This window comes from Limnohabitans sp. T6-5 (assembly GCF_003063315.1).
Classification (GTDB): Bacteria; Pseudomonadota; Gammaproteobacteria; order Burkholderiales; family Burkholderiaceae_C; genus Limnohabitans_A.
In genome coordinates, this window is record NZ_NERV01000002.1 from 1,176,345 (window position 1) to 1,197,564 (window position 21,220).

Here is a 21,220-nt window from a genome sequence, read left to right on the forward strand (position 1 = left end):
ACCCACATGATCCCTACCACCACCACCGAACTGCTCTGGCTGGCCATCGCCTACGCCCTGCTGGCCTTTTTGCTGCTGTGCCTGTGTCTGGCCACCCGTTGGCACTGGCTGCTCAAGGCGGTCATGGTCATCGTGGTCAGCGGCTTTTTCCTGTTCCACCACCAGGTGCTGCGCGGCATTGCGGGCTGGCCGGCCGATGACGCCTTGCCGCCGCGCTTTGTGCTGCTGTCGGCCGTGTTCGACGAGCCCAGCCCGGCACGCCACCACCCTGGCGCCATCTACATCTGGGTCAATGAACTCAAAGACCACGAAGCGCTCGACCTGCCCCGGGTGCACCGCCTGCCTTACGAAAAAGACCTGCACCGCATCTTGGGCGACGGCATCAAAAAAGCCCGCGACGGCAACACCCAGATCGGCACCACCGAGCCACGCCGGGGCCAGGGCGGCCTGCCCTGGCTGCGCCCGGCCAACGACGACAAGGTGCAAATCAAACTCAGCGACCTGCCCCGTGCGCAGCTGCCCGAAAAATGAACGCCATGAAAACTCTGTATTTGGGTGCCGCATCACTGTTGGGCGTGCTGGGCATGCTGGGCCTGTCAGCCTGTTCACCCAACGCGGGGCCGGTCTGGTTTCCGCTGCGCGCAGGTGACGTGACCCGCTACGAAGTGCGCTACAACGAAGAGGCCGCACGCGACAACGAGGTCTGGACCTTGCGCACACGCGGGCCGGTGAACTGGCAAGGCAAAAGCTACATGCAGCGCCACCACTCCCAAGGCGTGGCCTACTTTCTGCAAGCCGACGAACAAGGCGTGCGCCGCGTCGCCCACCAAACCGACATGGACCGCGAACCCCAGCCCGACGAATCGCCCATGTGGGTGCTCAAGGCGCCGTACACCGTGGGCACCGAATGGACCACCCCCACCGTGCCCTATTTGCTGATGCGCAAAAACGAGCACCCCCGCGAACTCAAACACACCCACAAAACCACCATGACGTGGCGCATCGTGTCGGACACGGAACAGCTCAAACTCGCCTCCGGCGAGGTGCTGTCGCCCTGCCTGCATGTGAAGGGCGAAGCCTTTTTGAACCTCTACACCGACCCGGTCAACGGCTTCACCGACGTGCCACTGACCAGCCACGAGTGGTACTGCCAAGGCCAGGGCTTGGTCAAATTCACCCGCGAAGAAAAAGTGCCCGCAGGGTTCATGACCGGGGGTACGTTGACGGCTGAGCGGGTGCGCTGAAGCAGGGCGGTAAGATCACCTTTCTTGATGTGGGCGAATTGCTGAAATCAGCCCTGATCTGCCGCGTGAAAGGTTTGCCTTGAAGACACATTTGTTGATTGAAAAACTCCAGCTCAAGAACTACAAGGCCCACTCATCCTTGCGGGTTGAGATAGATGAACGGTTTTCGGTGATTGCAGGACGCAACGGCGCTGGTAAAACGTCTTTGCTCAAAGCTTTTCTAGATGCTGCGGTGGCCTACACGCCGTTTGTCACAACAAGTCCCTGGCAAGGATTTCTTGAAGGTGCAGACATCCCTTATGAAACGCGGGATGTGAACGGAAGCAGTTTGCGGTTTGTGAAGAACTACCCCGTTGAGATCGAAGCCTGTGGACGATTGGGACAAATTTTTGGCTGGAACATATCAAAGACGGAAAGCATGGCCTCTGTGAGCAGCAGTTGGAACAATCCGACTGTGATTGACAGTCCGTTTCAAAGTTTGGTTCCAAAAGGACAAATTGATTCGGAACAAGCAAGTAAGACAACGTTGCCATTGATCATCTTTTACCCCGCAGATCGCTCATGGAATCATGCTGGCACCAACGCGATCCAGGCGCTCTCTCAAAAAATCACCCGAAAAGATGCCTTCCAGACATTCACAAATGCGTCCTCTCAAGTTCAAGCGCTGATCCACTGGATCACGGCACGTTCGCTCGAACGCCTACAAACGGCCACCGAAACCGGTGTTTCATTCAAGGATGTCAAGGATGATGAACTGGCTTGGGCCAGTGCAGCGATTCACACGGTTTTGCCCGAATTCGAGTCCTTGCGCTATGACATGAAACGACAAGCGGTTGTCGTAGAGTGGTCCAACACAGCGCAAGCAGACACAGCAGCGCCGGTTCTTTTTGAACACCTGAGCGATGGACAGCGCACCGTGATGTCGCTGGTCTTGGACATTGCCCGCCGCATGTTGATTCTGAACGGCCATTTGCGCGAAAAGACCTTGCAAGATACGCCGGGTTTGATTTTGATCGATGAACTCGAAACCCATTTACACCCCCGTTGGCAACGTGAAATCACCCGTGGCTTGGCCCAGGCCTTCCCATCCGCTCAGTTCGTTGCAAGCACCCATTCACCCCAGGTCTTGAGTGAGTTACGTGCCGAGCAAATTCTGCTTTTGCATCCTGGCAGCGACAGCACACGGCACCCACAGCGCTCTTGGGGTTTAACCAGCAATGAAGTACTTGAAGAGGTCATGGAGGGAGAGCCCCGAAATACCGACATCTCGGGCCAGTTGGCGGCCATTGAACGTGCCATTGAAGACGAAAACTATGACGCCGCGCAGGCGCTTTTGAACAGTTTGCGCCAGGATGTGGGTGACATTCCGGATGTTTTACGATTAGACGAAACGCTCGCTTGGTACCGTGATGGGTTGGAGTCAGGTCAATGAGGGCCATCACACGGGGCGCAGAGCCGCAAGCACTTCGTCAGTTCATCAACGACAACCAGACCAGTCCGCAAAATCTGCATTACGACAACACGGGGACTAAAGAAAAAGACCCCATGCTGGAGCAACTGGTCCGAGGTCAGCACGGTCTTTGCGCCTACACCATGCGGCGAGTGGTCCATGCGGATGGCCGCTTCAACGCCCACATCGAACACATCCTGCCACGCACCGCACACCCCGATGAAAGTCTGAGTTGGACCAATTTGCTGGCGTGCTTCCCCCGGACTGGGGACTGCGATTTCGGTGCAAAGCCCAAAGCTGCTTACGATCCAGCGACCCAGCCTTTTGTGCGGCCTGACAGGATGGTCGATGGGCACTTCCGGTTTCGTCAAAACGGCGAAGTTGAAGGGCTGACCGATGCAGCGCTTGCATGCATTGCGCCCAAGGTGCTCAACCTGAACGCCAAGGAACTTGTGAATGACCGGAAAGCAAAAATTCAAGGCGCGTTAATCCTGCGGCCCAGTGCTGCAGAGGCACAGCGCAGGGCCCAGGCATTACGACAACCGGATGCACAAGGCTGGCTAGAGCCTTATTGCGAAGCGGTGGCTAAAGTCCTGGAAGAGCATGCCAAGCGCACGGAGAGTGCGGCAAAGCGGCGCGCAGGCGCTCGGCGCACCTGATGTTCACTTGAACACATACCGCATCCCCAACCACACATTGCGCGGTGCCCCTGGCGCATAGAAGGTGCCGTGGCGCAGGGGGTAATCGCCGTCGGCATTGGCGGCAAAGGGGCGGGCAACAAATGCATTGCCGTTGAAGGCGTTGGGGGCGAGCACTGCAGCGGTGGTGTAGCGAGTGTCCAGCAGGTTGTTGATTTTGCCGGTCAGCGTCCAGCCGGCTTGCAGTGTGTATTGGCCACTCAGGTTGAACACGGCGTAGCCGGGGTTGTAGCCTGCGCCGGTGTAGTAAGTGCCATCGGGCTGGTGAGCATTGTTTTCATTGCCACGCGCCAGGCTGCGGCCGACGGCCTGCATGTCCAATCCGAAGCGCCATTGCGCATTGGGCTTCCAGCCCAGTTGCAGCTTGAGCATCTGGCTGGGCGTCATCGGGATGCGGTCACCGGGCTTGACGGCGATGTTGCCCTCCAGCCCCGGGCCAGCGCTGTTGCTGCTGTTGCTGTTCCCGGCCACGGTTTCTTCGCTTTGGTACGTGGCTTGCAGCCAGTTGTAATGCACGCCGTAGGTCCACTCGGGGCTGAGCGCGCCTGACAAACTCAGCTCCAGCCCCTGACGGAGCGTTTGGCCGAAGTTACGAAAGTAACCGTACCCTGTCTGCTCACTCGACACGAACAGGATGTCCTGGTCGTTGACCGCGCGAAACAGCCCAGCAGACCAGGCGTGCTGCTCGGCCAGGCGCCCTCGCAGGCCCAGTTCCAGGGTGCGGGTCACGACCTGTTGCAGCGGCGGATCACTGGCCATGGCGTTGGGCAGTTTGCAGGGCTGATCGGGGTTGGCGCAGCCCAGCTCGGTGGTGGTGGGGGCGCGGCTGCCTTCGTTGTAGCCCAGCCAGGCTTGCAACTGTGCTGAGGGCGCCCAAGTCAGGCCCATGGCGGGGTTCAGGCGGGCATAGTGGTGTTCGCCGCTCAGGGAGTTGGCTTGGCCATCGTTGCGCAGGTCCAGATTGCGCACGCGGGTGTCGTTGTAGCGGCCTGATGCCGTCAGGTGCCAGCCACCTGACCAGGACCAGGTGTTGCTGGCAAACACACTGGCAGTGCGGGTGCGGCCTTGCAGGTCGACGGCGGTGTCCCAGGATTCGCCATCGACATTGCCACCCGTGACACCATCGCCCCAGGCGGGCACGCCCACGACGCTGCGGTCGGCCTGCACATAGCCGAGCTGGCTCGACTGGGTGAAGCGCACGCGGCTCGTGTCCAGGGCTGCGCCCACCACGCTTTGGGTGCGGGCGCTGCCCAGTTTTCCTTCCCAGCTTGATTGCAAGACCAGGCCCTGATTGCTTTGGGTGGTCTGGCCTTGGGTGAGCAGGCCGGTGCATTTTTCAGCGGGTTCTTTGCTGCTGCTGTCGTTGGGCAACAAGGCGTTGGCCAAGCAGCGCCAATAAGGGAACGGTGTGTTGCCCGCATTCGCGCCACTGGCCAGGAAACCGCTGTAGCCGGTTTGCGCCAACACCGCACGTTCTGCCGCGTTGGGCTGGTAAACGCTTTGATCAAGCGAGCCTTCATTCACATCGCCGTTGAGCGTGCTGCCCGTTTGGTTTCGCATATAGGCCTGCGCTGTCAAGGTCCAGCCCTCGCGCACTTCGTGGCTGCCAGTCCAGTTGAGCATCCAGGACTTTTGCCGCGTGATGTCGGGCGTGGTGTACACGCTGCGCCAGTTCTGCACCAGCTGGCTGCCTTCTTGCAGGCCATTGCCGTGCAATTCGTTGTCGGCCAGGCTCAGGCTCAGCTGGCTGCGGGTATTGCCGTCTCGCCAGCCGAGTTTGCCAAACAACTGGCGCACATCGCTGGGAGAAGCCATGCGCCAACCCCCGTCGTGAAACTGGTTGAGCATGAAGTAGCCGTCCAGGCCCTTGTCATTCACAAACCCGTGTTCCAGCAAGAGGTTGCTGCGTCCATGGCTGCCGGCCTGGATTTGCATCTGCGTTCCGGGGCTGCTGCGCCCGTCCTTGGTCTGCAGCGCCAGAGCACCGCCCAAGGTGTTCAGTCCAAACAGCGGGTTGGAGCCGGGCATCAGCGTGACCGACTTGAGCGCGGCGCGGGGAATCAGGTCCCAGCTGAGCACATCGCCAAAAGGCTGGTTCATGCGTACGCCGTCCAGATACACCGACAGGCCCTGCGGCGTGCCCAAAAGGGGCGAAGCCGTGAACCCCCGGTACTGCACATCGGCCTGAAAGGGATTGCCCTGCAACTCCTGCACCAGCACGCCGCCCAGGTGGGCATTCATCCATTCGGCCAAATCCTGGCTGTGCGCATCGTTGACCAGGCCGCGCTGCACGGGGGCCGCGATCTGGCTGGCGTTCAAATCCAAACCTGGCAGCGGCGTGGTCGAGACCACGGTGACGGTGGATATTTCGCTATCAGTGGCCGCATGCACCGCCAGCGAAGGCGTCAGCGCCAAGGCCAAAGCCAGGCTCAAACAAGACAAAGGGGGAAAGTGTTTTTTGACGTTTTTTTGATGTGTGTTCACGGGTGTCTGCCTCCAACGCGTCTCTTTGGCTCTGACCCCGCTGAGATGCTTGAAGCTTAGCCCCCAGGCCTGCAACACGCCTGGGAATCACGCCCGTGAGTGCCGGGAAAATTTCCCGGCGATGGCATGCAGTCTCAAACTTTGTGGGAGCTGAAGGTCCGACCTACGGGATCCGTGTATTTGTAGGTCGGTGGCTTCAGCCCCGACATGAACCTTTGCCAAACCGGCAATGTCGGACCTGAAGGTGCCGACCTGCGAAGAGCGCAAGGTTGGAATCTGCGGGTGCGGCTTACGCATCCAGGTTCACCAGGCCGTGGCGGGCGGCGAGCAGGAGGAGTTCGAGTTCGGAGTTGACGTCGAGTTTGCGGCGGATGTTGGACAGGTGGTTGAGCACGGTTTTGCCGCTCAGGTGCAATTGCTCGCCCACCTGGGTGGGGGGCTGGCCGCTGGTGAACAGGCGCAGGATTTCAAACTCGCGGGGCGTCAGGCTTTCCAGCGCATCGCTGCCGTCGGCCGCCTGGCAGGCCAGAGCATGGGCCACATCGGCCGAAAACACGCGCTGGCCCTGAGCCACTTTGCGGATGGCGGCGATCATCTCCAGCGGCTCCGAATTTTTGGTGATGTAGCCCACCGCCCCGTTGCGCAAGGCCTGGGTGACGTAGCCCACGGCCTGGTGCATGCTGAAGACCAGCACGCGCAAATGGGGCTGGCGCTCCAGCAGGCGTTTGATGGCCTCCAGACCGCTGCCTTCGCGCAAGGACAAATCCATGACGACCACGTCAATGGCCGTGTCGCGCAAGGCCGCGCAGGCCTCGTCGCCCGTGGCCACATCAGCCACCACGCGCAAGTCGGGCTCGGCGTCGATCAGCCTGCGGTAGCCCGTGCGCACCACGGCATGGTCGTCCACGATCATCACCTGAATGCTCACAAAGTCTCCTTGGCTTGCACAGGCAGCGTGGCACTCAGCACCACGCCACCGCCTGCGCGGTCTGAAATCTGCAAGTGGCCGCCCACCATGGCCAGCCTCTCGCGCAGGCCCAGCAGACCCCCGCCCGCCTGGCGTTGCAGGGTCTGGGCCTGGCCGCTGCCGTTGTCAGACACGGTCAGGTGAATCCGCCCACCTTGCAAACCGGCCTGCACCTCGATGCACTGTGCGCCGCTGTGCCGCACGCAATTGGTCAGCGCCTCTTGCAAGCAGCGGTAAAGGGCCAGCGCCACGTCGGCCGAGACTGCGGGCAGTGGGGCGATGTGGCAATCGATTTGCCGGTCGGGCAGGCGGGCCTGCCAGCCTGCCACCAGTTCGCGCAGGGCTTCGCGCATGCCGCTGTCTTCGAGGCCATAGGGGCGCAAGCTGGTCAGCAGTTGCCGCACATGGCCCGAGATGCGGCGCGATTCGCTGCCGATTTCGCGGGCGCAATCGGTCAACGTGGCCGCCTCGGCATGGTGGGCGTGGTGTTCGATGTAGGCCGCAGTGGCGCTGATGGCGGTGAGCGATTGGCCAAACTCGTCGTGCAGCTCGGCGGCCAAGGCGCGCCGCTCCTGGTCTTGCACGTCCATCAGCTGGCGCGTGAGGCGGCGCTGGCTGTCGCGGGCACGGCTCAAGCTCTCGGCCAGCTGGTCCACCACCTGGGCAATGGCGGCAAATTCGCGCAGGGCAAAGCCGGGCAAGCGGGCCTGGTCTTCACCGGTGGCCAGGCGCACCAGACCGGCGTTGAGCTCTTTCACGGGGGACAAGGCATGGTCCACGGCAAACCAGGTCAGGCCCAGGCAGATGCCGCAAAACAGCACCAGCATGACCAGCACCTGCAGGGAGTCGGTGAGTTTTTCGCGGAACTCGCTGCCCGGGTCGGGGCGAATGGTCAACTCTTGCCCGCCCACACGGATGCGGTGTGCCTGGCCCACCTCGTTGGACAGGCCCAGCCAGCGCATGAGCCTTGGTGGCTCGGCCGCTGTGACATCCGCCGCCTGGGGCTCGGCACCCGGGTTGGCCAGCTGCACCGACACATGCCGGAACTGCCCCGGCGCTAGTGCTGCAGCCAGCTGCTGCGGTGCGTCCAGGCTGGACTTGTCCAGCAGCAGCGCAACCAGCCGCGAGGTGGCTTGTTGCTCGGCCAGCGCGTCCTGGCGCAAGTCCTGCAGCCAGACTCCGCCAAACACAAGCAGCAGCGCTGCAAAGGCCAGGGTCAGCCTGGTGAGGAGTGTTCGGCGTAAATCCATGGCATCAAAGGGGCAAAAAATGGGTAAGCAATGAGGAAATAGGCCACGGGTCGTGAAGCTGGAGATTGTGCCGCTCTCCAGCCGGGTGCCAGACCCGCCGCAAGAACAGGCCGATCAGGGCTTGGTGGCCAGCACGTAGCGCGCCACGGTTTTCAGGTCATCCTGGCTCATGCTGCTGTGCGCGGGCATGGGGATGCGGCCCCATTTGCCCTTGGAGCCGTTCTGGATGGATTGCACCAGTGCGGCCACGGCGTCCTTGTCGCCCCGGTATTTGTCGGCCACGCTCAGGTAGGAGGGGCCGACGATTTTTTCGGCCTTGGCGTGGCAAGACAGGCAGCCGTTGTCCTTGAGCAGGCTCTCGCCATCGCTGGCCTGGGCCAGGCCCACAGCGCACATGCCCAGGGCAAACGTGATGAGGAGTTGTTGGGTCTTCATGTTCGGGTCTTTCAATCAGGTCAAAAGGTTAAAAGGTTAAAAATTCAGGTTAAAAATTCAGATCAAAGAAACTCAGGTTGACGGCCACAAAGCCGCCCGTGCGCTCAGCCCCGTTTTGGCGACCGCCGCCCACATCCAGCGCCAGTTTGTGCGGCACCAGCCAGTGGCGCACGCCCAGGTGCAGCAAGCGGTCCAGGCCGTCGCGGCTGCCGGCTGCTTCCAGGTACAGCGTGCGCTGCGGTGACAGGGCGTACTGCCCGGCCAGGGAACCGACCCAGGTGCGACGCTCGGCCACGGGGGCCAGTCCCGCCTCTTCGCGGGGCGCATCGTCACGCCGCATGTCGCCTCGTCGCCACTGCAAGCCCAGATTGGCATGCAGCCACAAGCGTTCATGCAGGCCGGGTACAGACAGCGCCAGCAGGGCCTGCCAGCGCTCGGGGCCAGCGGGGCTGCGCGGCTCCAGGCCGAGTTTGGTGGCCAGGCCCCAACCGGCATCTGCGGGTGAGACCCACAGGCTGCGCAGGCGCAGGCCCTGTTCGGGTTCGGGGGCATCGGCACGGGTGGTGTGACCGAACTCGACTTCCAGCCGCTGCGTGGCGCTCAGGTCATGTTCGATTTGCACACTCAGCGCCTGGCCTTTGCGGTTGGCCAGCAGGGTGCTGCTGACTTCCCAACCGTCGTCATCGTCGGCCGCCAACGCGTTCGTGGTGCGCAAAAAAGGGCGGTCATCTGCCTGTGCGCAGATGACCGCCCCAGATAAGGCCCAGGCCAAAGCGGCAAGCGCCATGGTCTGGCCAGCATGCCCCTGTTTGTCCGCTGACGCGGAGTTATTCAGGGGCATGGCCGAACACTCACTTGTTCAGCTTGAAGGTCCAGACGGAGCCACCTTGTTCGAGGAAGTTGACCTTCTTGGCCACTTCACCGCCCCACAGCGGAACCGCACCACCCCAGCCAGAGACCACGGACACGTACTGGTCGTTGCCTTCTTTCCAGGTGATGGGTGGCGCCACGACGCCCGAGCCGGTCTGGAACTGCCACACCACTTTGCCGGTCTTGGCATCAGCGGCCTTCAGGTAGCCTTCAGGCGTGCCCCAGAACACCAGGTCGCCTGCGACCAGCACACCGCCCCACAGAGGGGCTTCGTTCTTGACTTCCCACTCGATCTTGCCGGTCTTGGGGTTCACAGCGCGCAGCGAGCCGATGTAGTCGTCATACAGAGGCTTGATGGTGAAACCTGCGCCCAGGTAAGCCGCGCCTTTTTTGTAGGTGACGGGCTCGTTCCAGATTTCCATGCCCCATTCGTTGGAAGGCACATAGAACAGGTTGGTCTTGGGACTGTAGGCCATGGGCATCTGGTTCTTGCCGCCCAGGAAGCCTGGGGCTGCAAACACGGCCTTGCCTTTGGTGCCATCGCCGCCTGCGCCTGTGGGGTCGCCAGGACGGTTTTCAGGCACGAAGTTGGGACGGCCGGTCTTCAGGTCGATGCCGTTGGCCCAAGTGGTTTTGGTCACGAAGGGGAAGGCGTTGAGCAGTTTGCCGGTGGCCGCATCGTTCACATAGAAGTAGCCATTGCGGTCTGCCTTGGCGCCCACGCGCTTGCCGTCCATGTCGAAGGTGATGAACTCGTTCACACCGTCGAAGTCCCAGGCGTCGTTGGGGGTGTTCTGGTAGCTCCACTTGATCTGGCCCGACTTGACATCGATGGCCACGGTGGAGGTGGAGTACAGGTTGTCACCCTTGCGCAGGTGGCTGTTCCAGGGGCCGGGGTTGCCCGTGCCAAAGTAGGCCAGGCCGGTCTTGGCATCGTACGTGCCACCCAGCCAGGTGGCTGCGCCGCCAGACTTCCAGGTGTCACCCGGCCAAGTGGCGTTGGTGGTGCCGGAGATGCCGTTTTCCTTGCCATCTTTGTAGCCCATGTGACCTTCGACCACAGGGCGTGACCAGACCATCTTGCCGGTCTTGGGGTCGCGTGCTTCGACACGGCCGACCACACCGAACTCACCACCGGACACACCGGTCAACAACAAGCCTTCGGCGATCAAAGGAGCTGCGCTGTAGCTGTAACCAGCCGCGTAGTCGTCGATCTTCTCGCGCCAGACAACCTTGCCGGTGGTCTGATCCAAAGCGACCAGCTGGGCGTCCAGCGTGCCGAAAATCACCAGGTTGTCATACAGGGCAGCGCCACGGTTGATCACGTCGCAGCAAGGCATGATGCCTTCGGGCAGACGGTGCTCGTACTTCCAGAGCTTTTTGCCGGTCTTGGCGTCGAGCGCGAAGATGCGCGAGTAAGAGGCGGTGACGAACATCTTGCCGTTGTGCACCAGCGGCTGGGATTCCTGGCCGCGCTGCTTTTCGCCGCCAAATGACATGGACCAGACGGGGGTCAGTTTGCCGATGGACTTGGCGTTCACATCGGTCAGCGGCGAATAGCGCTGGCCTTGGGTGCCCAGACCCCATGACAGCACGTCATTGGTGGTGGCAGCGTCTTTGCTGATCATGTCGTTGGTGACCTGGGCGCCGACTTGCGCGGCGGCCAGGGTGACGAGCAGGCTCAAAAGTTTAAGTTTCACAGTGGTGTCTCCTGTTTTTAGACGGGTCAGAGCGTGGATGAAATTGAACGACTCGCCAGGTTTTTGAAACACACCCGGCATGGCGTCAGCAAGCATTTCCGCAAATAGCGTGCCAGCTTGCCCGGTTTTGCAGCGCCTCTCGCTTCAGTGAAAACCCTGAAAAATTCGCCCCTCCAGCCCCCAAAATCAGGCCAACACGCCCCTCGAGGCCCAAGTCGGCTTGTGACAGTGTTCAACTTTGGATCAACGCCCAGTTTCAGCCTGAACAGTCTGCGTTGCAAACTGATCAGTTTCGTACTGGGGGTACAGGTAGGTGACGCTGCGGGCGTATTCGGCAGACAAGGCCGCCCAGCGCGAAAAACGCTCGGGAATAGGCAGGCGCAAGACCTCGGACAAATCCAGCCCCTGGCTGGCGCTGCTGTGCAGGCGCTGGTGCAGCCACTGCAACCAGTCCAGCGTCTGGTCCACGCCGTAGCGGCCACGGTGTACCGGGCCGTGGCTGGGCACCACGGTGTGCACCGTGCCCTGGTCGATCCAGCTGGCCACTGTGCGCAAACTGGCGATCCAGTCGGGCAGCTTGGCGTGCGGCAAGGTGGGCACGCGGTCGGCAAACACCAGCCCACCGGCAAACAGCACGCCGGTGCTGTGGTCAATCAGCAGCAAGTCGTCCGCCGTGTGACCTTGCAGGCGCCGCCATTCGAGCGCATGGCCACCCAGCACAAAAGGTCCGGGTGTCAGCGTCTGGCGCGCCGGGGTCGATTCGGTGCCCTTCATCCAGTCACCGCACAGGCGGTAGAGGTTGTCTTCATAGGCCTTGCCTTCGGCCTGCATGCCCGCACGGCTGCCGCCGAGCGCCAACACCGGCACATCGGCATAGGCCTGGTTGCCAAAGAAATAATCGGGGTGCAGGTTGAGATTGACCACCTGCTTGACCCCCTGATTGAGCGATTGGGGCACCGTGCGGGCAATGGCCGCCCGCTGCTGCTGGCCGTAGCGCCAGGACGGCCCCGTGTTGATGACCAGCACGCCCTCATCCGTGGCCACAAAGGCGGTGTTGATGATGTTGCAACCGTTGGCCCGGCTGAAATCTTCGACTGCGCCTTCGATCACCCAGGTCTGTGCGGCAACTTGGCGCGGCTGGAGCTGGTAGTCGCCTGTGGCCAGGTCCACAGCCATGGCCCCCGAGGACAGGCACAGCGCCAGCACCCCGGCCCACACCCCCAACCCCACTCCCAACAGAGGGCGGCTCATGCCTTGAACCTTTCGTCGATGCGGTTGCCGTTGTTGTCGCGGCCCAAGAGCTGCCAGGGGCCTTGGGCGCCGTCGCCCAGCTCCAGCGTGAGCAAGGGGTTTTCCGAGACCGGTTCGTGCAAATGCATGCGCCAGCTGGGCCGGTCCTGGGCGTCACGCAGTTCGAGCTGTTCCAGGTGAAAGGCCGGTATGCCGCCCACCAGCCCGGTGTCCATGGGGTGCATGATGCGCAAGCGCAAACGGGTGCCGCCTTCGAGCACATTGCGAAACACCCGCGCCTGCACTTGGTTGAGTGTGCGGCTCCAGGAGCCGTCTGCGCGGCTGGCACCGGGCACGGTGCAGCCGCCACCGGCCGCATTGACCCAGGTCTGGCCCACATGCCAGCGGCCGTCTTGGGTGCGCACCAGGGCGCGAACGGGCGAACCCTGCTCCATGCGCAAGCGAAAGGCCAGCACCGGCCAGCTGTTCAAGGGCTCAAAGTCCAGAATGTGCTGGATCGGGTTGCGGTCGGCCACCACCACGATGCGTTCGATCGGGCCTGCGCTGCGCTGCAAGGCCCGGGCATCGAGCCAGATAGGCACGTTCATGGCGTCTTCGGCAAATTCGGGGCCCTTGACGATGACCTCGTCGGTGAAGTGCCAGGCCCCCTGCCCCATGAATTTGCGCACAATGCCCGGCCACTGCATGGAGCCCAGCGGGTCGCCGCCGGTCTGGTCCTGGGCTTGCACGGGCCAGCAGGGCAGTACTGCCCCCAGCGCAGCAGCACCGCCCAACTGCAAGGCGGCTCTGCGAGAACCCCAGGGGTCACGCCCTGAACGCATGGGCAAGAAACGGTCGGTCATCTGATCACCTGTTGTGTGAATCGTGGGGTGGATGCAGGGGATTAAAAAAGCGTGAAGGGCGAAATGGCTCAAGCCGCGCCGCGCTGGCGCATGGCGCCGCGTTGCGGGTCGTAGCCGCGCACGGCCAGCCCAAAAAACACCAGCGTGCCCACCACGCCCACCAGCCAGCCCATGCCATAGGTCTGGCCATGCAGGGCAAAACGCATGGTCTCCACGGCCTGGGTGAAGGGGTTGATCTGGGCCAGCTGATAGAGCCACCAGGCACCCGACTCTTCAAACTTCCACAGCGGGTAAAGCGCCGAGCTGATGAAAAACATCGGGAAGATCACAAAGTTCATGGCCCCGGCAAAGTTTTCCAGCTGGCGCACATGCACCGACAGCACCAGCCCCATGGACGCCATGAGCAAGGCCGCCAGCATGAGCGTGGGCAAGGCCAGCAGCACATTGAGCGCGTCCACCTCGACCCCCAGCAGCACGGCGATCAACAGGAACACAAGCATTTGCAAGAGCGACAAGCTGGTGCCCGCCAGCAGCTTGAAGCCCAGCAACCAGGCCCGCGCCAGGGGGGCTGTGAGCAGCAGGCGCATCAGCCCCATTTCGCGGTCATAGACCAGGGACAGCGAACTTTGCATGCCATTGAACAGCGCGATCATGCCCAGCAAGCCGGGCACCATGTAGACCTTGTATTCGATGTAGGTCTCGTAAGGCGGGATGATGGAGACGCCGAACACATTGTGAAAACCCGCCGCAAACACCACAAACCACAGCAAGGGCCGCACCAGGGCCGAGGCCAGGCGCGCAGGTTGGCGCAAAAACTTGTGGATCTCACGGCCCACCACGGCCCGCGCCGCACGCCCCAGGTGAACGAGGCTCAACGTGTCTTGCATGGACTTTCCTTGTCATCGACACCCAAGGTGTCGAGTGTGTCGATCGGGTGCAGTACCCCCTCCATGGGGGCGGTTTGCACCACGCCATCGGCATGCGCCAGCAACACCGGCTGGCGCAGCTGGCCGTCCCAGGCTCGGTAACTGAGCGACTGGCCCTTGAAGCCATCCACCTGCACCTGGCCTGTGCGCAGCCGGGCGGCCAGCGTTTGGGGCGTGCCCTTGGGCTCGGCAACCCAAGCGGTCACCAACGATTTGACGCCCACCCAAGCGGCCCAGTCCTGGCCCGTCATGGGCCGCTGCGTGAGTTTGACAAAGCGGCGGTTGAGCTGCGGGCCGCCATAGCGCTCCCATTGGGCATGCCAGGCCAGCGCTGTCAGGCCGCTGCTGCCCAACACGGGTCGCGGCCACTGGGTGGCATAGACCAGACTGCGGGCGAATTCGCCTTCGGCGTCCCACACGGCAACTACCTCGTGCTTGCGCTCGGCCGTGAGCAGTTTGGGGTTGGCCGCGTCGCGCTCACGCGGGTCGCCGCTGAGTTTGAAGGTTTTGGTGTCGGTGGTCTTGAGGCCATAGCGTTTGCTGGCACGTTGCCAGGCTTGCAGCTGCAACTGGTCTGCCGGGCTGCTGCCTTGCAGCACCAGCACCTCGCGCCACGAACGCGCCGCCAAAAACTGCGCCAACGCATCGGCCAGCATGCTCTGGCTGGGGTAGCTGTGCAGCACCGCCGACGCGCCGCAAGACTGGCTGCGCAAACTGTCCAGCGGGCTGCTGGCGTTGATGGCCAAAGCCCCGGCTTTTTGGGCCGCCTGCACGGCCTGCGGCATGAGCGCATCGGGCAAGTCCAGCAGCCAGTAAGCCACCTTGTCGGTTTGCAGCTGCTGCAAGGTCGCGGCCAGCTGGTCGGCGTCAGCGGCCACCGCCTCGCGCAGACGCAGGCTCAAGCCGGCCTCTTGCAACTCGACCTGGGCATCGTCCACAGCCAGACGTGCGGCCGACAGCAAGCGCCCGGTTGAATGCCCGGGCCAGCGGCGCTCGGCGCGGCGGGGTTGGTAACGCGCATCGTCGGCCACGGACACCACGGCCACCTGCAAGGTGTTGCCCGATTTGGCGGTCGCGTTGGCTGCGGACGATTTCACCGCAGGAGAAGCAGGCGTGGCGGCCTGCGCCGCAACCGCCGCCGCCACGGTCCAAGTGGCCAGCCACAAGGTGCGCGAACTTGTGAAGCGTGAAGTCAAGCTGTTCATGCGCCGCTCACTCCCGCACCAGCACCGTGTGCGGCACGCGCCCGGCGGCCACGCTGCGCAATGCCTTACCCTGGGCGGTGTCCACCAGCGTCATGTCGTCCGACAGGCCGTTGGTCACATACAGCATGCTGCCCGCCTTGTTCAGGGCCAGGCCCCAGGCGCGTTTGCCCACCAGCACGGTGCGGCGCAGCTGTTTGCTGACGGCGTCCACCTCGGCCACATGGTTGGCGCGGCCCAGGCTCACCCACACGCTGCGCCCGTCCGGGCTGTGCACCAAGCCCACAGGCGTGATGTCCGAGGCGCGCATGCCCGCGATCTGAAAAGGCACGGTGGCCTTGACTTGCTGCGTGGCGGCGTCGATCACGCTCACGCTGGCGCCCAGCTCGTTGCTGACCCACACCTCCTTGCCATCGGGCGAGAGCGAGAAGCGGCGCGGGCGGCTGCCGACCTTGATGTTCTGCAACACCTTCTTTTGCTGGAGGTCGATGCGGTGAACCACGTTGGCCACCTCAGAGGTGACATAGGCAAACTGCCCATCGGGCATGACCAACACGCCTTCGGGCTCGCCGCCGGTCTTGACCTCGAACAGTTTCTTGCGCGTGACCAGGTCAAAGGCCTGCAAGGCGCTGTCGTCTTCGCTGGAGACATAGGCTGTCTTGCCATCGGGGGACAGGCCAAACATCTCCGGGCTGTCGCCCAAAGGCAGGGTACCCACCATTTTTTGCTGCGCCAGATCGACCCAGCCGAGCTGGTTGCTGTCGGCGCAGATGACCAGGATGCGCGTCCCATCGGGGCTGAATTTCATGTCACGCGGACGCTGGCACACGGGAATGCGCGCCAGGTTCTGGCCCTGCGCATCAAACACCACGATCTGGTTGTCCTTTTCATTGGACACATACACCCGGGCCGCAGATGGGGCCGCCTGAGCGTGGGCCATGTCCGCTCCCGCCAACAAGGCGCAGGCCATGCCGAGCGCTGCACGCCAGCGCCGATCGGGCCATGGCAACGGGGTCCTGGCTTTGCTCATGGGTTTTGTCTCCTGATCCATCAATGTGTTCCGTTTCGCAACAAACTTGGGGGTTGATCGGCAATTCCCGTGCCAAAACCGAGGGATGGCACGCATAGGCCGACTGGCTTGTATTTTGCTATCTTCAAAGCCATGACGTCTTTCAGAAATTACCCGGACAAACTCACCCGCAGAAACTGGCTGCTGCACTTGGCGGCCCTGGGTGTGCCCACCTTGTCCGGGGCCAGTCTGGCAGCCACCGCCTGGCCACAAAAACCCATACAGCTCATCGTGCCCTGGCCCGCTGGCGGTGGCACTGACCTGAGCATCCGCATCCTGGCTGAAGAAGCGGGCAACCGACTGGGGCAGCCAGTGGTGGTGGTCAACCGGCCCGGTGCGGCCGGCACCATGGTGGCGCCGCTGCTCAAAGCGGCTGCACCCGACGGCTACACCATTGGCCAGCTGCCCTTGCCAGTACTGCGCCATGCGCTGATGAACAAAGTGCCCTGGGACCCGCTGATCGACCTGGCGCCCATCTTGCAAGTGTCCAGCACCACCTTTGGCCTGCTGGTGCCCGCCAACAGCCCCTGGCAAAAAGTGCAGGACCTGCTGGACTGGGCACGTCTAAACCCCGGTGCGCTGATGCTCGGCTCCACCGGCATGGGCTCCACGCCGCACCTGGCCATGGAAGAATTGCTGGGCGCGCAGCAAATCAGCTACACCCACATCCCCTTCAAAGGCACGACCGACCAGATGCTGGCGCTGGCCAGCGGCACCATCATGGCGGGCATGAACTCCACCGGTTTTGCGCCCTGGGTCGAACAAGGCAAGCTGCGCCTGCTGGCCGTCTTCAGCGAACAGCGCAGCGCCCGCTGGCCGCAGGTGCCCACCATGAAAGAGCTGGGCTATGCCCAGGCCGTCTACCACTCACCCTGGGGCCTGGTGGCCCCGACCGGAACACCTGCTGGCGTGATCGGTGCGCTGCACGACGCCTTCAAAGCAGCCATGTTGACCCCCCGGCACCTGGCCGAGTTACAACGCTACGACCAGGACGCCAGCTACCTGGATGGTTTGGCGTACCGGCAAATGCTGGCTCAAAGCTCACAGCGCGAACGCAAACTGCTGCAACGCATGAAACTGCTGGCCGAATGAACTCGCCCTCCCGGCCCATCCCCACGAATCACCCCATGAGCACACCCCTGCCCCTGCAAGCCCAATCCCTCAGCAAGTCCTACCAGGGCCATCCGGCGCTGCGCGATGTCAGCCTGAGCCTCCAGCCCGGCGAGCGCGTGGCGCTGTTGGGCCCCAACGGCGCGGGCAAATCCACGCTGATGCAGCTGCTGACCGGCTTGTTTGCGCCCGACCAGGGCAGCATCCACATCATGGGCCACGACATGCGGACTGCGGCACCCCGCGCCCTGTCACACCTGGGGGTGGTGTTCCAGCAACCGGCTCTTGACCTGGACTTGAGCGTGCAGGCCAATTTGCGCTTTCACACCGACCTGCACGGCATGCCCCGCGCCACGGCCGACGCACGCATCCACGAAGGGCTGGAACGCCTGGGCCTGATGGAACATCTGCACAAACCCTGCCGCACCCTGTCGGGCGGCAACCGCCGCAAGATCGAACTGGTGCGCGCCCTGCTGCACCGCCCCGCCGTGCTGCTGATGGACGAAGCCACCGTGGGTCTGGACCCGGCCTCGCGCGTGCAACTGTTGCAAGCGGTGCAAGACCTGCAACGCGAACAAGGCGTGGCCACCCTCTGGGCCACACACCTGGTGGAAGAAGTCGAACACGCTGACCGCGTGATCGTCTTGCACAAAGGCGCCATCCGCCACCAAGGCCGCGTGAGCGACCTGCTGACCGACACCGGGCAGGCTACGGTGCAAGCCGCGTTTTTAAGTTTGACGCGGGTTTGAACGGCCCTGTCGGACTCTGCGAGTACCGACCTACATGAGGGGTCACGGGTTTTCGTAGGTCGGTGGTCGAAGACCCCGACGTTGACTTGAATGGGCGCAATCGCATGAATGGGCGCCATCGGTGAACGGCCATGTCGGACTCTGCGAGTACCGACCTGCAAGAGGGGTCACGGTTATTCGCAGGTCGGTGGGCGAAGACCCCGACGTTGACTTGAATGGGCGCAATCGCATGAATGAGCGCCATCGGTGAACGGCCCTGTCGGACTCTGCGAGTACCGACCTACGGGATAGCCGAATATGTTGTAGGTCGGCGGCTTCAGCCCCGACATGCGGCTGTTGTGAAGCCAACATGTCGAAGCTGCGATCAATGCCTTTCAGGGCATGGCGACACTCAAATTCAGGAATTTGCCTGTGCTGTCACTTCCCGTACCGGCCGTCACTGTCAGCCCCATGTCTTTGATGGGCATCTGTACAGCAGCCGAGATGGGTTTCGGGGTTGTGGCTCCAGCGGGTGTATAGCTACCCGCAGCGCGGTAACGCAAACCGTCGCGAGGCTGGTTGTAGCTCAAGGTGTCCTCACGGCCATCGGCTGCGCCATCTACGGTATCGCGAACACGTGTGGCCGAGTTCGAACCCACCGACTTGACGGTGACCTGCGAAGCGCTGAATGAGCTGACCAAGGTTAACGAGCTTGAGACAGACGCCTGGATGTCCCATATCTTGGCCACGTCATTGACCTTCGGCAATGTCAAAGTTCTTTTTTTGGTGGCGATGAGCATGCCCGGACCCGCGCTACCTGAATTTGAACCCGTGCTGACCATCATCAATTCACCACTGGCATTGCGATACCCAAACAGTCGATTGCCTGTTTTCGCGTCGCTTTGATTCACCATATCAAAGCCACCTTTGCTGTTGGCGACCAAGGCCTTGGGACTCTTATTAGCATCAACCGCAACGCATGTGTCACTGGCTTGAGTTGTGCCACTGCAATTTTGGAAATTTGTCAGGTTGCCATTGGCATCCAAGGTGAAGGTGATTTGCTTGTTGATCCAGTTGTTGACTTCTTTTTGATACTGCAATGCATTCCAAGTCCCAGCAAGATCGGCTAGAGGAATGGTTTGCGCTGGGAAACCAATGGCCAAACCAGCCTCGGAGTTCACCGAGCCAGGATCTCGCATCACAAAGACCCCCGAAGCGGCAACAGCTCCTTGCATTTTTTTGCCATTGCTGTTGGCGGGTGTTAACTCATATTTGCAGGGCTGCGCGGCATCAAACGCCACTGCATTCGACTGACTGCTTTCATCACTGTCATTCCAAGCGGCAACCACTTCCTGTTTGTCCCATTGGGTACTGGCGGTGACACCATAACTTCCAGCCAAGGTGATGATCCTGTAAGGCACATTGCGCACGGCAGGACAATTGTCAACCGGCAATTTGGCCAAATTCAATGAAGCCGCTGCCCCTCCTCCTGCGACCACCACTTTCTTGGTCAAAGCCTTGAGGGCGTCCTTCGGGGTTGCTTCAGGGCTGTCTTGTTGCGCCAGGGACAACAGTTTGTCGAGGATCTTGTCTGTGGCATCACCACCTTCGCCGTTGACGGCGGCTTTGAATTCAACTTTGAGCGGGTCGAAATCGATGGTCAGCACATCCTTGAAACTCGCCTTGATGGCCGTGACGGCTTCTGCTACTTTGCTGCTGGTCAGCTTGCCTTGTGCAGCGCTGTCAAAACTATTGAAAATATCTTCGGTTTTTTCTGAACCCATCACTTGGGCCAACACATATTCTGTCAGCGGCGTTACGTTGGCTGTGGACGTGCCTGCGCCTGTCCCTTCAGCCAAGGAATGCAGTGTATTGGTGCCATCGGTGGCTTCAATCACGCAAGGCAAACTCGCGCCAGTGATGGTGACGGAGTAAGCGCCCTTGGAATCGGCCGTGGTGCTTTTATCACCTGTGGCGCACTTGACCTTGATGGTTGCATTGGCCATGGCCGCACCGGTAGCGGCTGTTCCGCTCAAGGTCACGTCACCGGTTGTTTTTTCGGGCGTTGTAGTTGGGCTACCGCCCCCACAAGCGGCCAGCGCCGCAACACTCACAGCCAACATGGTCGATTTCAAAATTTGATGACTCACAGCAACATCTCCAATTTAAAAAGAGCTAATTTTTAACACAAAGTTAAATTTTTTAGTACTTTTAAATTAAATATTTATGCATCCGTCAAAGACACTGTTGAATGAAGCCCGAGACAATGCAACACGTCATCTGCGTGACGCCCCAAGCACCTCGAAACAGGTAGCCTTTGCCGTTCACACATCAGGAGACCTCACATGCTCACACTCTGCGGCTTTGCGGCCAGCAATTACTACAACAAAGTCAAATTCGCCTTGCTCGAAAAAGACGTGCCATTTGAGGAAGAACTGGCTTGGGTCGGGAAAACCGATGCAGCTGCCAGCCCGCTGGGCAAAGTGCCTTACATCAAGACGCCCGGTGGCTCACTGTGCGAGTCTGGTGTGATCATGGAATACATCGAGCAGCAGTACCCTCAGAACCCGCTGCTGCCCGCAGACCCCTTGGCGGCTGCCAAAGTGCGCGAGCTGGTGACTTTTCTGGAACTGCACCTTGAACTGGTCGCCCGCAACCTTTATCCGCAGGCGTTTTTCGGCGGAAAAATCAGCGACAGCACGAAAGAAAAAGTCGGTGCTCAGCTGGAAAAGAACGTGGCTGCCTTTGCCCAGCTGGCCAAGTTTTCGCCATTTGTGGCGGGCGATCAGCTGACCCTGGCAGACTGCGCGGCAGTGGTCCACCTGCCGCTGGTATCTGGCGCAACCAAGCTGGTGTATGGCCGCGACTTCTTGGCAGAGCTGCCGGTGCGCGACTACATCAAACGCATGAACGAACGGCCCACCATGCAGCAAGTCAATGCCGACCGCAAAGCCAACACCGAGTTGATGTTGTCCCGGATGAAGGCAGCCTGAA

General features: G+C 61.7%; 19 protein-coding genes. 7 read left to right on the forward strand and 12 right to left on the reverse strand.

Annotation, left to right across the window (positions count from 1 at the left end):
* The first annotated feature begins 6 nt into the window (after positions 1-6).
* From B9Z51_RS11160 to B9Z51_RS11175, 4 genes are all read left to right on the forward strand, one after another.
* The gene (locus B9Z51_RS11160) at positions 7-531 is read left to right on the forward strand and encodes a hypothetical protein (protein WP_233254922.1); all 525 of its coding nucleotides are present in this window, start codon (positions 7-9) and stop codon (positions 529-531) included.
* A 5-nt stretch (positions 532-536) separates the two neighbouring features.
* Positions 537-1,244, forward strand: coding sequence for a hypothetical protein (locus B9Z51_RS11165; protein WP_146187745.1), 708 nt, complete (start codon positions 537-539; stop codon positions 1,242-1,244).
* A 94-nt stretch (positions 1,245-1,338) separates the two neighbouring features.
* A complete protein-coding gene (locus tag B9Z51_RS11170; protein WP_146187746.1) occupies positions 1,339-2,676 on the forward strand; it encodes an AAA family ATPase in 1,338 nt (445 codons plus the stop codon).
* A gap of 113 nt (positions 2,677-2,789) precedes the next feature.
* Positions 2,790-3,353, forward strand: coding sequence for a hypothetical protein (locus tag B9Z51_RS11175; RefSeq protein WP_146187747.1), 564 nt, complete (start codon positions 2,790-2,792; stop codon positions 3,351-3,353).
* Positions 3,354-3,356: 3 nt separating this feature from the next.
* On the opposite strand, the gene B9Z51_RS11180 is transcribed toward B9Z51_RS11175, so the two are convergent.
* The 11 genes from B9Z51_RS11180 to B9Z51_RS11230 all read right to left on the reverse strand — a co-directional run bounded on the left by B9Z51_RS11180 (position 3,357) and on the right by B9Z51_RS11230 (position 16,349).
* Positions 3,357-5,876 carry a TonB-dependent receptor gene (locus B9Z51_RS11180; RefSeq protein WP_233254923.1) on the reverse strand — a complete coding sequence of 840 codons (2,520 nt, stop codon included), beginning with the start codon at positions 5,874-5,876 and terminating at the stop codon, positions 3,357-3,359.
* Positions 5,877-6,165: 289 nt separating this feature from the next.
* Positions 6,166-6,804, reverse strand: coding sequence for a response regulator transcription factor (locus B9Z51_RS11185; protein WP_233254924.1), 639 nt, complete (start codon positions 6,802-6,804; stop codon positions 6,166-6,168).
* A complete protein-coding gene (locus B9Z51_RS11190) occupies positions 6,801-8,093 on the reverse strand; it encodes a sensor histidine kinase (RefSeq protein WP_108374544.1) in 1,293 nt (430 codons plus the stop codon). Before B9Z51_RS11190 ends, B9Z51_RS11185 begins: the two co-directional genes overlap by 4 nt.
* A 114-nt stretch (positions 8,094-8,207) precedes the next feature.
* Positions 8,208-8,528, reverse strand: a complete 321-nt coding sequence (locus B9Z51_RS11195) for a c-type cytochrome (protein ID WP_108374546.1) — start codon at positions 8,526-8,528, stop codon at positions 8,208-8,210.
* 49 nt (positions 8,529-8,577) lie between these two features.
* The gene (locus B9Z51_RS11200; protein ID WP_108374548.1) at positions 8,578-9,369 is read right to left on the reverse strand and encodes a hypothetical protein; all 792 of its coding nucleotides are present in this window, start codon (positions 9,367-9,369) and stop codon (positions 8,578-8,580) included.
* 10 nt (positions 9,370-9,379) lie between these two features.
* A complete protein-coding gene (locus tag B9Z51_RS11205) occupies positions 9,380-11,098 on the reverse strand; it encodes a PQQ-dependent methanol/ethanol family dehydrogenase (protein WP_255419306.1) in 1,719 nt (572 codons plus the stop codon).
* A 243-nt stretch (positions 11,099-11,341) separates the two neighbouring features.
* Positions 11,342-12,349 carry a quinoprotein relay system zinc metallohydrolase 1 gene (locus tag B9Z51_RS11210; RefSeq protein ID WP_108374550.1) on the reverse strand — a complete coding sequence of 336 codons (1,008 nt, stop codon included), beginning with the start codon at positions 12,347-12,349 and terminating at the stop codon, positions 11,342-11,344.
* Entirely contained in the window at positions 12,346-13,191 is an 846-nt protein-coding gene (locus B9Z51_RS11215) for a quinoprotein dehydrogenase-associated SoxYZ-like carrier (protein ID WP_233254925.1), read from the reverse strand. The genes B9Z51_RS11210 and B9Z51_RS11215 overlap by 4 nt, the downstream gene beginning before the upstream one ends.
* Positions 13,192-13,259: 68 nt before the next feature.
* A complete protein-coding gene (locus B9Z51_RS11220; RefSeq protein WP_108374552.1) occupies positions 13,260-14,078 on the reverse strand; it encodes an ABC transporter permease in 819 nt (272 codons plus the stop codon).
* On the reverse strand, positions 14,063-15,322 hold the full coding sequence (locus B9Z51_RS11225) for a branched-chain amino acid ABC transporter substrate-binding protein (RefSeq protein WP_233254926.1): 1,260 nt from the start codon (positions 15,320-15,322) through the stop codon (positions 14,063-14,065). Before B9Z51_RS11225 ends, B9Z51_RS11220 begins: the two co-directional genes overlap by 16 nt.
* 7 nt (positions 15,323-15,329) lie before the next feature.
* Positions 15,330-16,349 carry a PQQ-dependent catabolism-associated beta-propeller protein gene (locus B9Z51_RS11230; protein ID WP_108374554.1) on the reverse strand — a complete coding sequence of 340 codons (1,020 nt, stop codon included), beginning with the start codon at positions 16,347-16,349 and terminating at the stop codon, positions 15,330-15,332.
* 132 nt (positions 16,350-16,481) lie between these two features.
* Between B9Z51_RS11230 and B9Z51_RS11235 the strand changes: the two genes are divergently transcribed.
* Positions 16,482-17,480 carry a tripartite tricarboxylate transporter substrate binding protein gene (locus tag B9Z51_RS11235; RefSeq protein WP_108374556.1) on the forward strand — a complete coding sequence of 333 codons (999 nt, stop codon included), beginning with the start codon at positions 16,482-16,484 and terminating at the stop codon, positions 17,478-17,480.
* Between the two features lie 35 nt (positions 17,481-17,515).
* Complete coding sequence (locus B9Z51_RS11240; RefSeq protein WP_108374558.1) at positions 17,516-18,247, forward strand: ABC transporter ATP-binding protein; 732 nt, start codon at positions 17,516-17,518, stop codon at positions 18,245-18,247.
* A 374-nt stretch (positions 18,248-18,621) separates the two neighbouring features.
* On the opposite strand, the gene B9Z51_RS11245 is transcribed toward B9Z51_RS11240, so the two are convergent.
* A complete protein-coding gene (locus B9Z51_RS11245) occupies positions 18,622-20,376 on the reverse strand; it encodes a hypothetical protein (protein ID WP_146187748.1) in 1,755 nt (584 codons plus the stop codon).
* 195 nt (positions 20,377-20,571) lie between these two features.
* On the opposite strand from B9Z51_RS11245, the gene B9Z51_RS11250 reads away from it, so the two are divergent.
* A complete protein-coding gene (locus B9Z51_RS11250) occupies positions 20,572-21,219 on the forward strand; it encodes a glutathione S-transferase (RefSeq protein ID WP_108374562.1) in 648 nt (215 codons plus the stop codon).
* Position 21,220 lies beyond the last annotated feature (1 nt).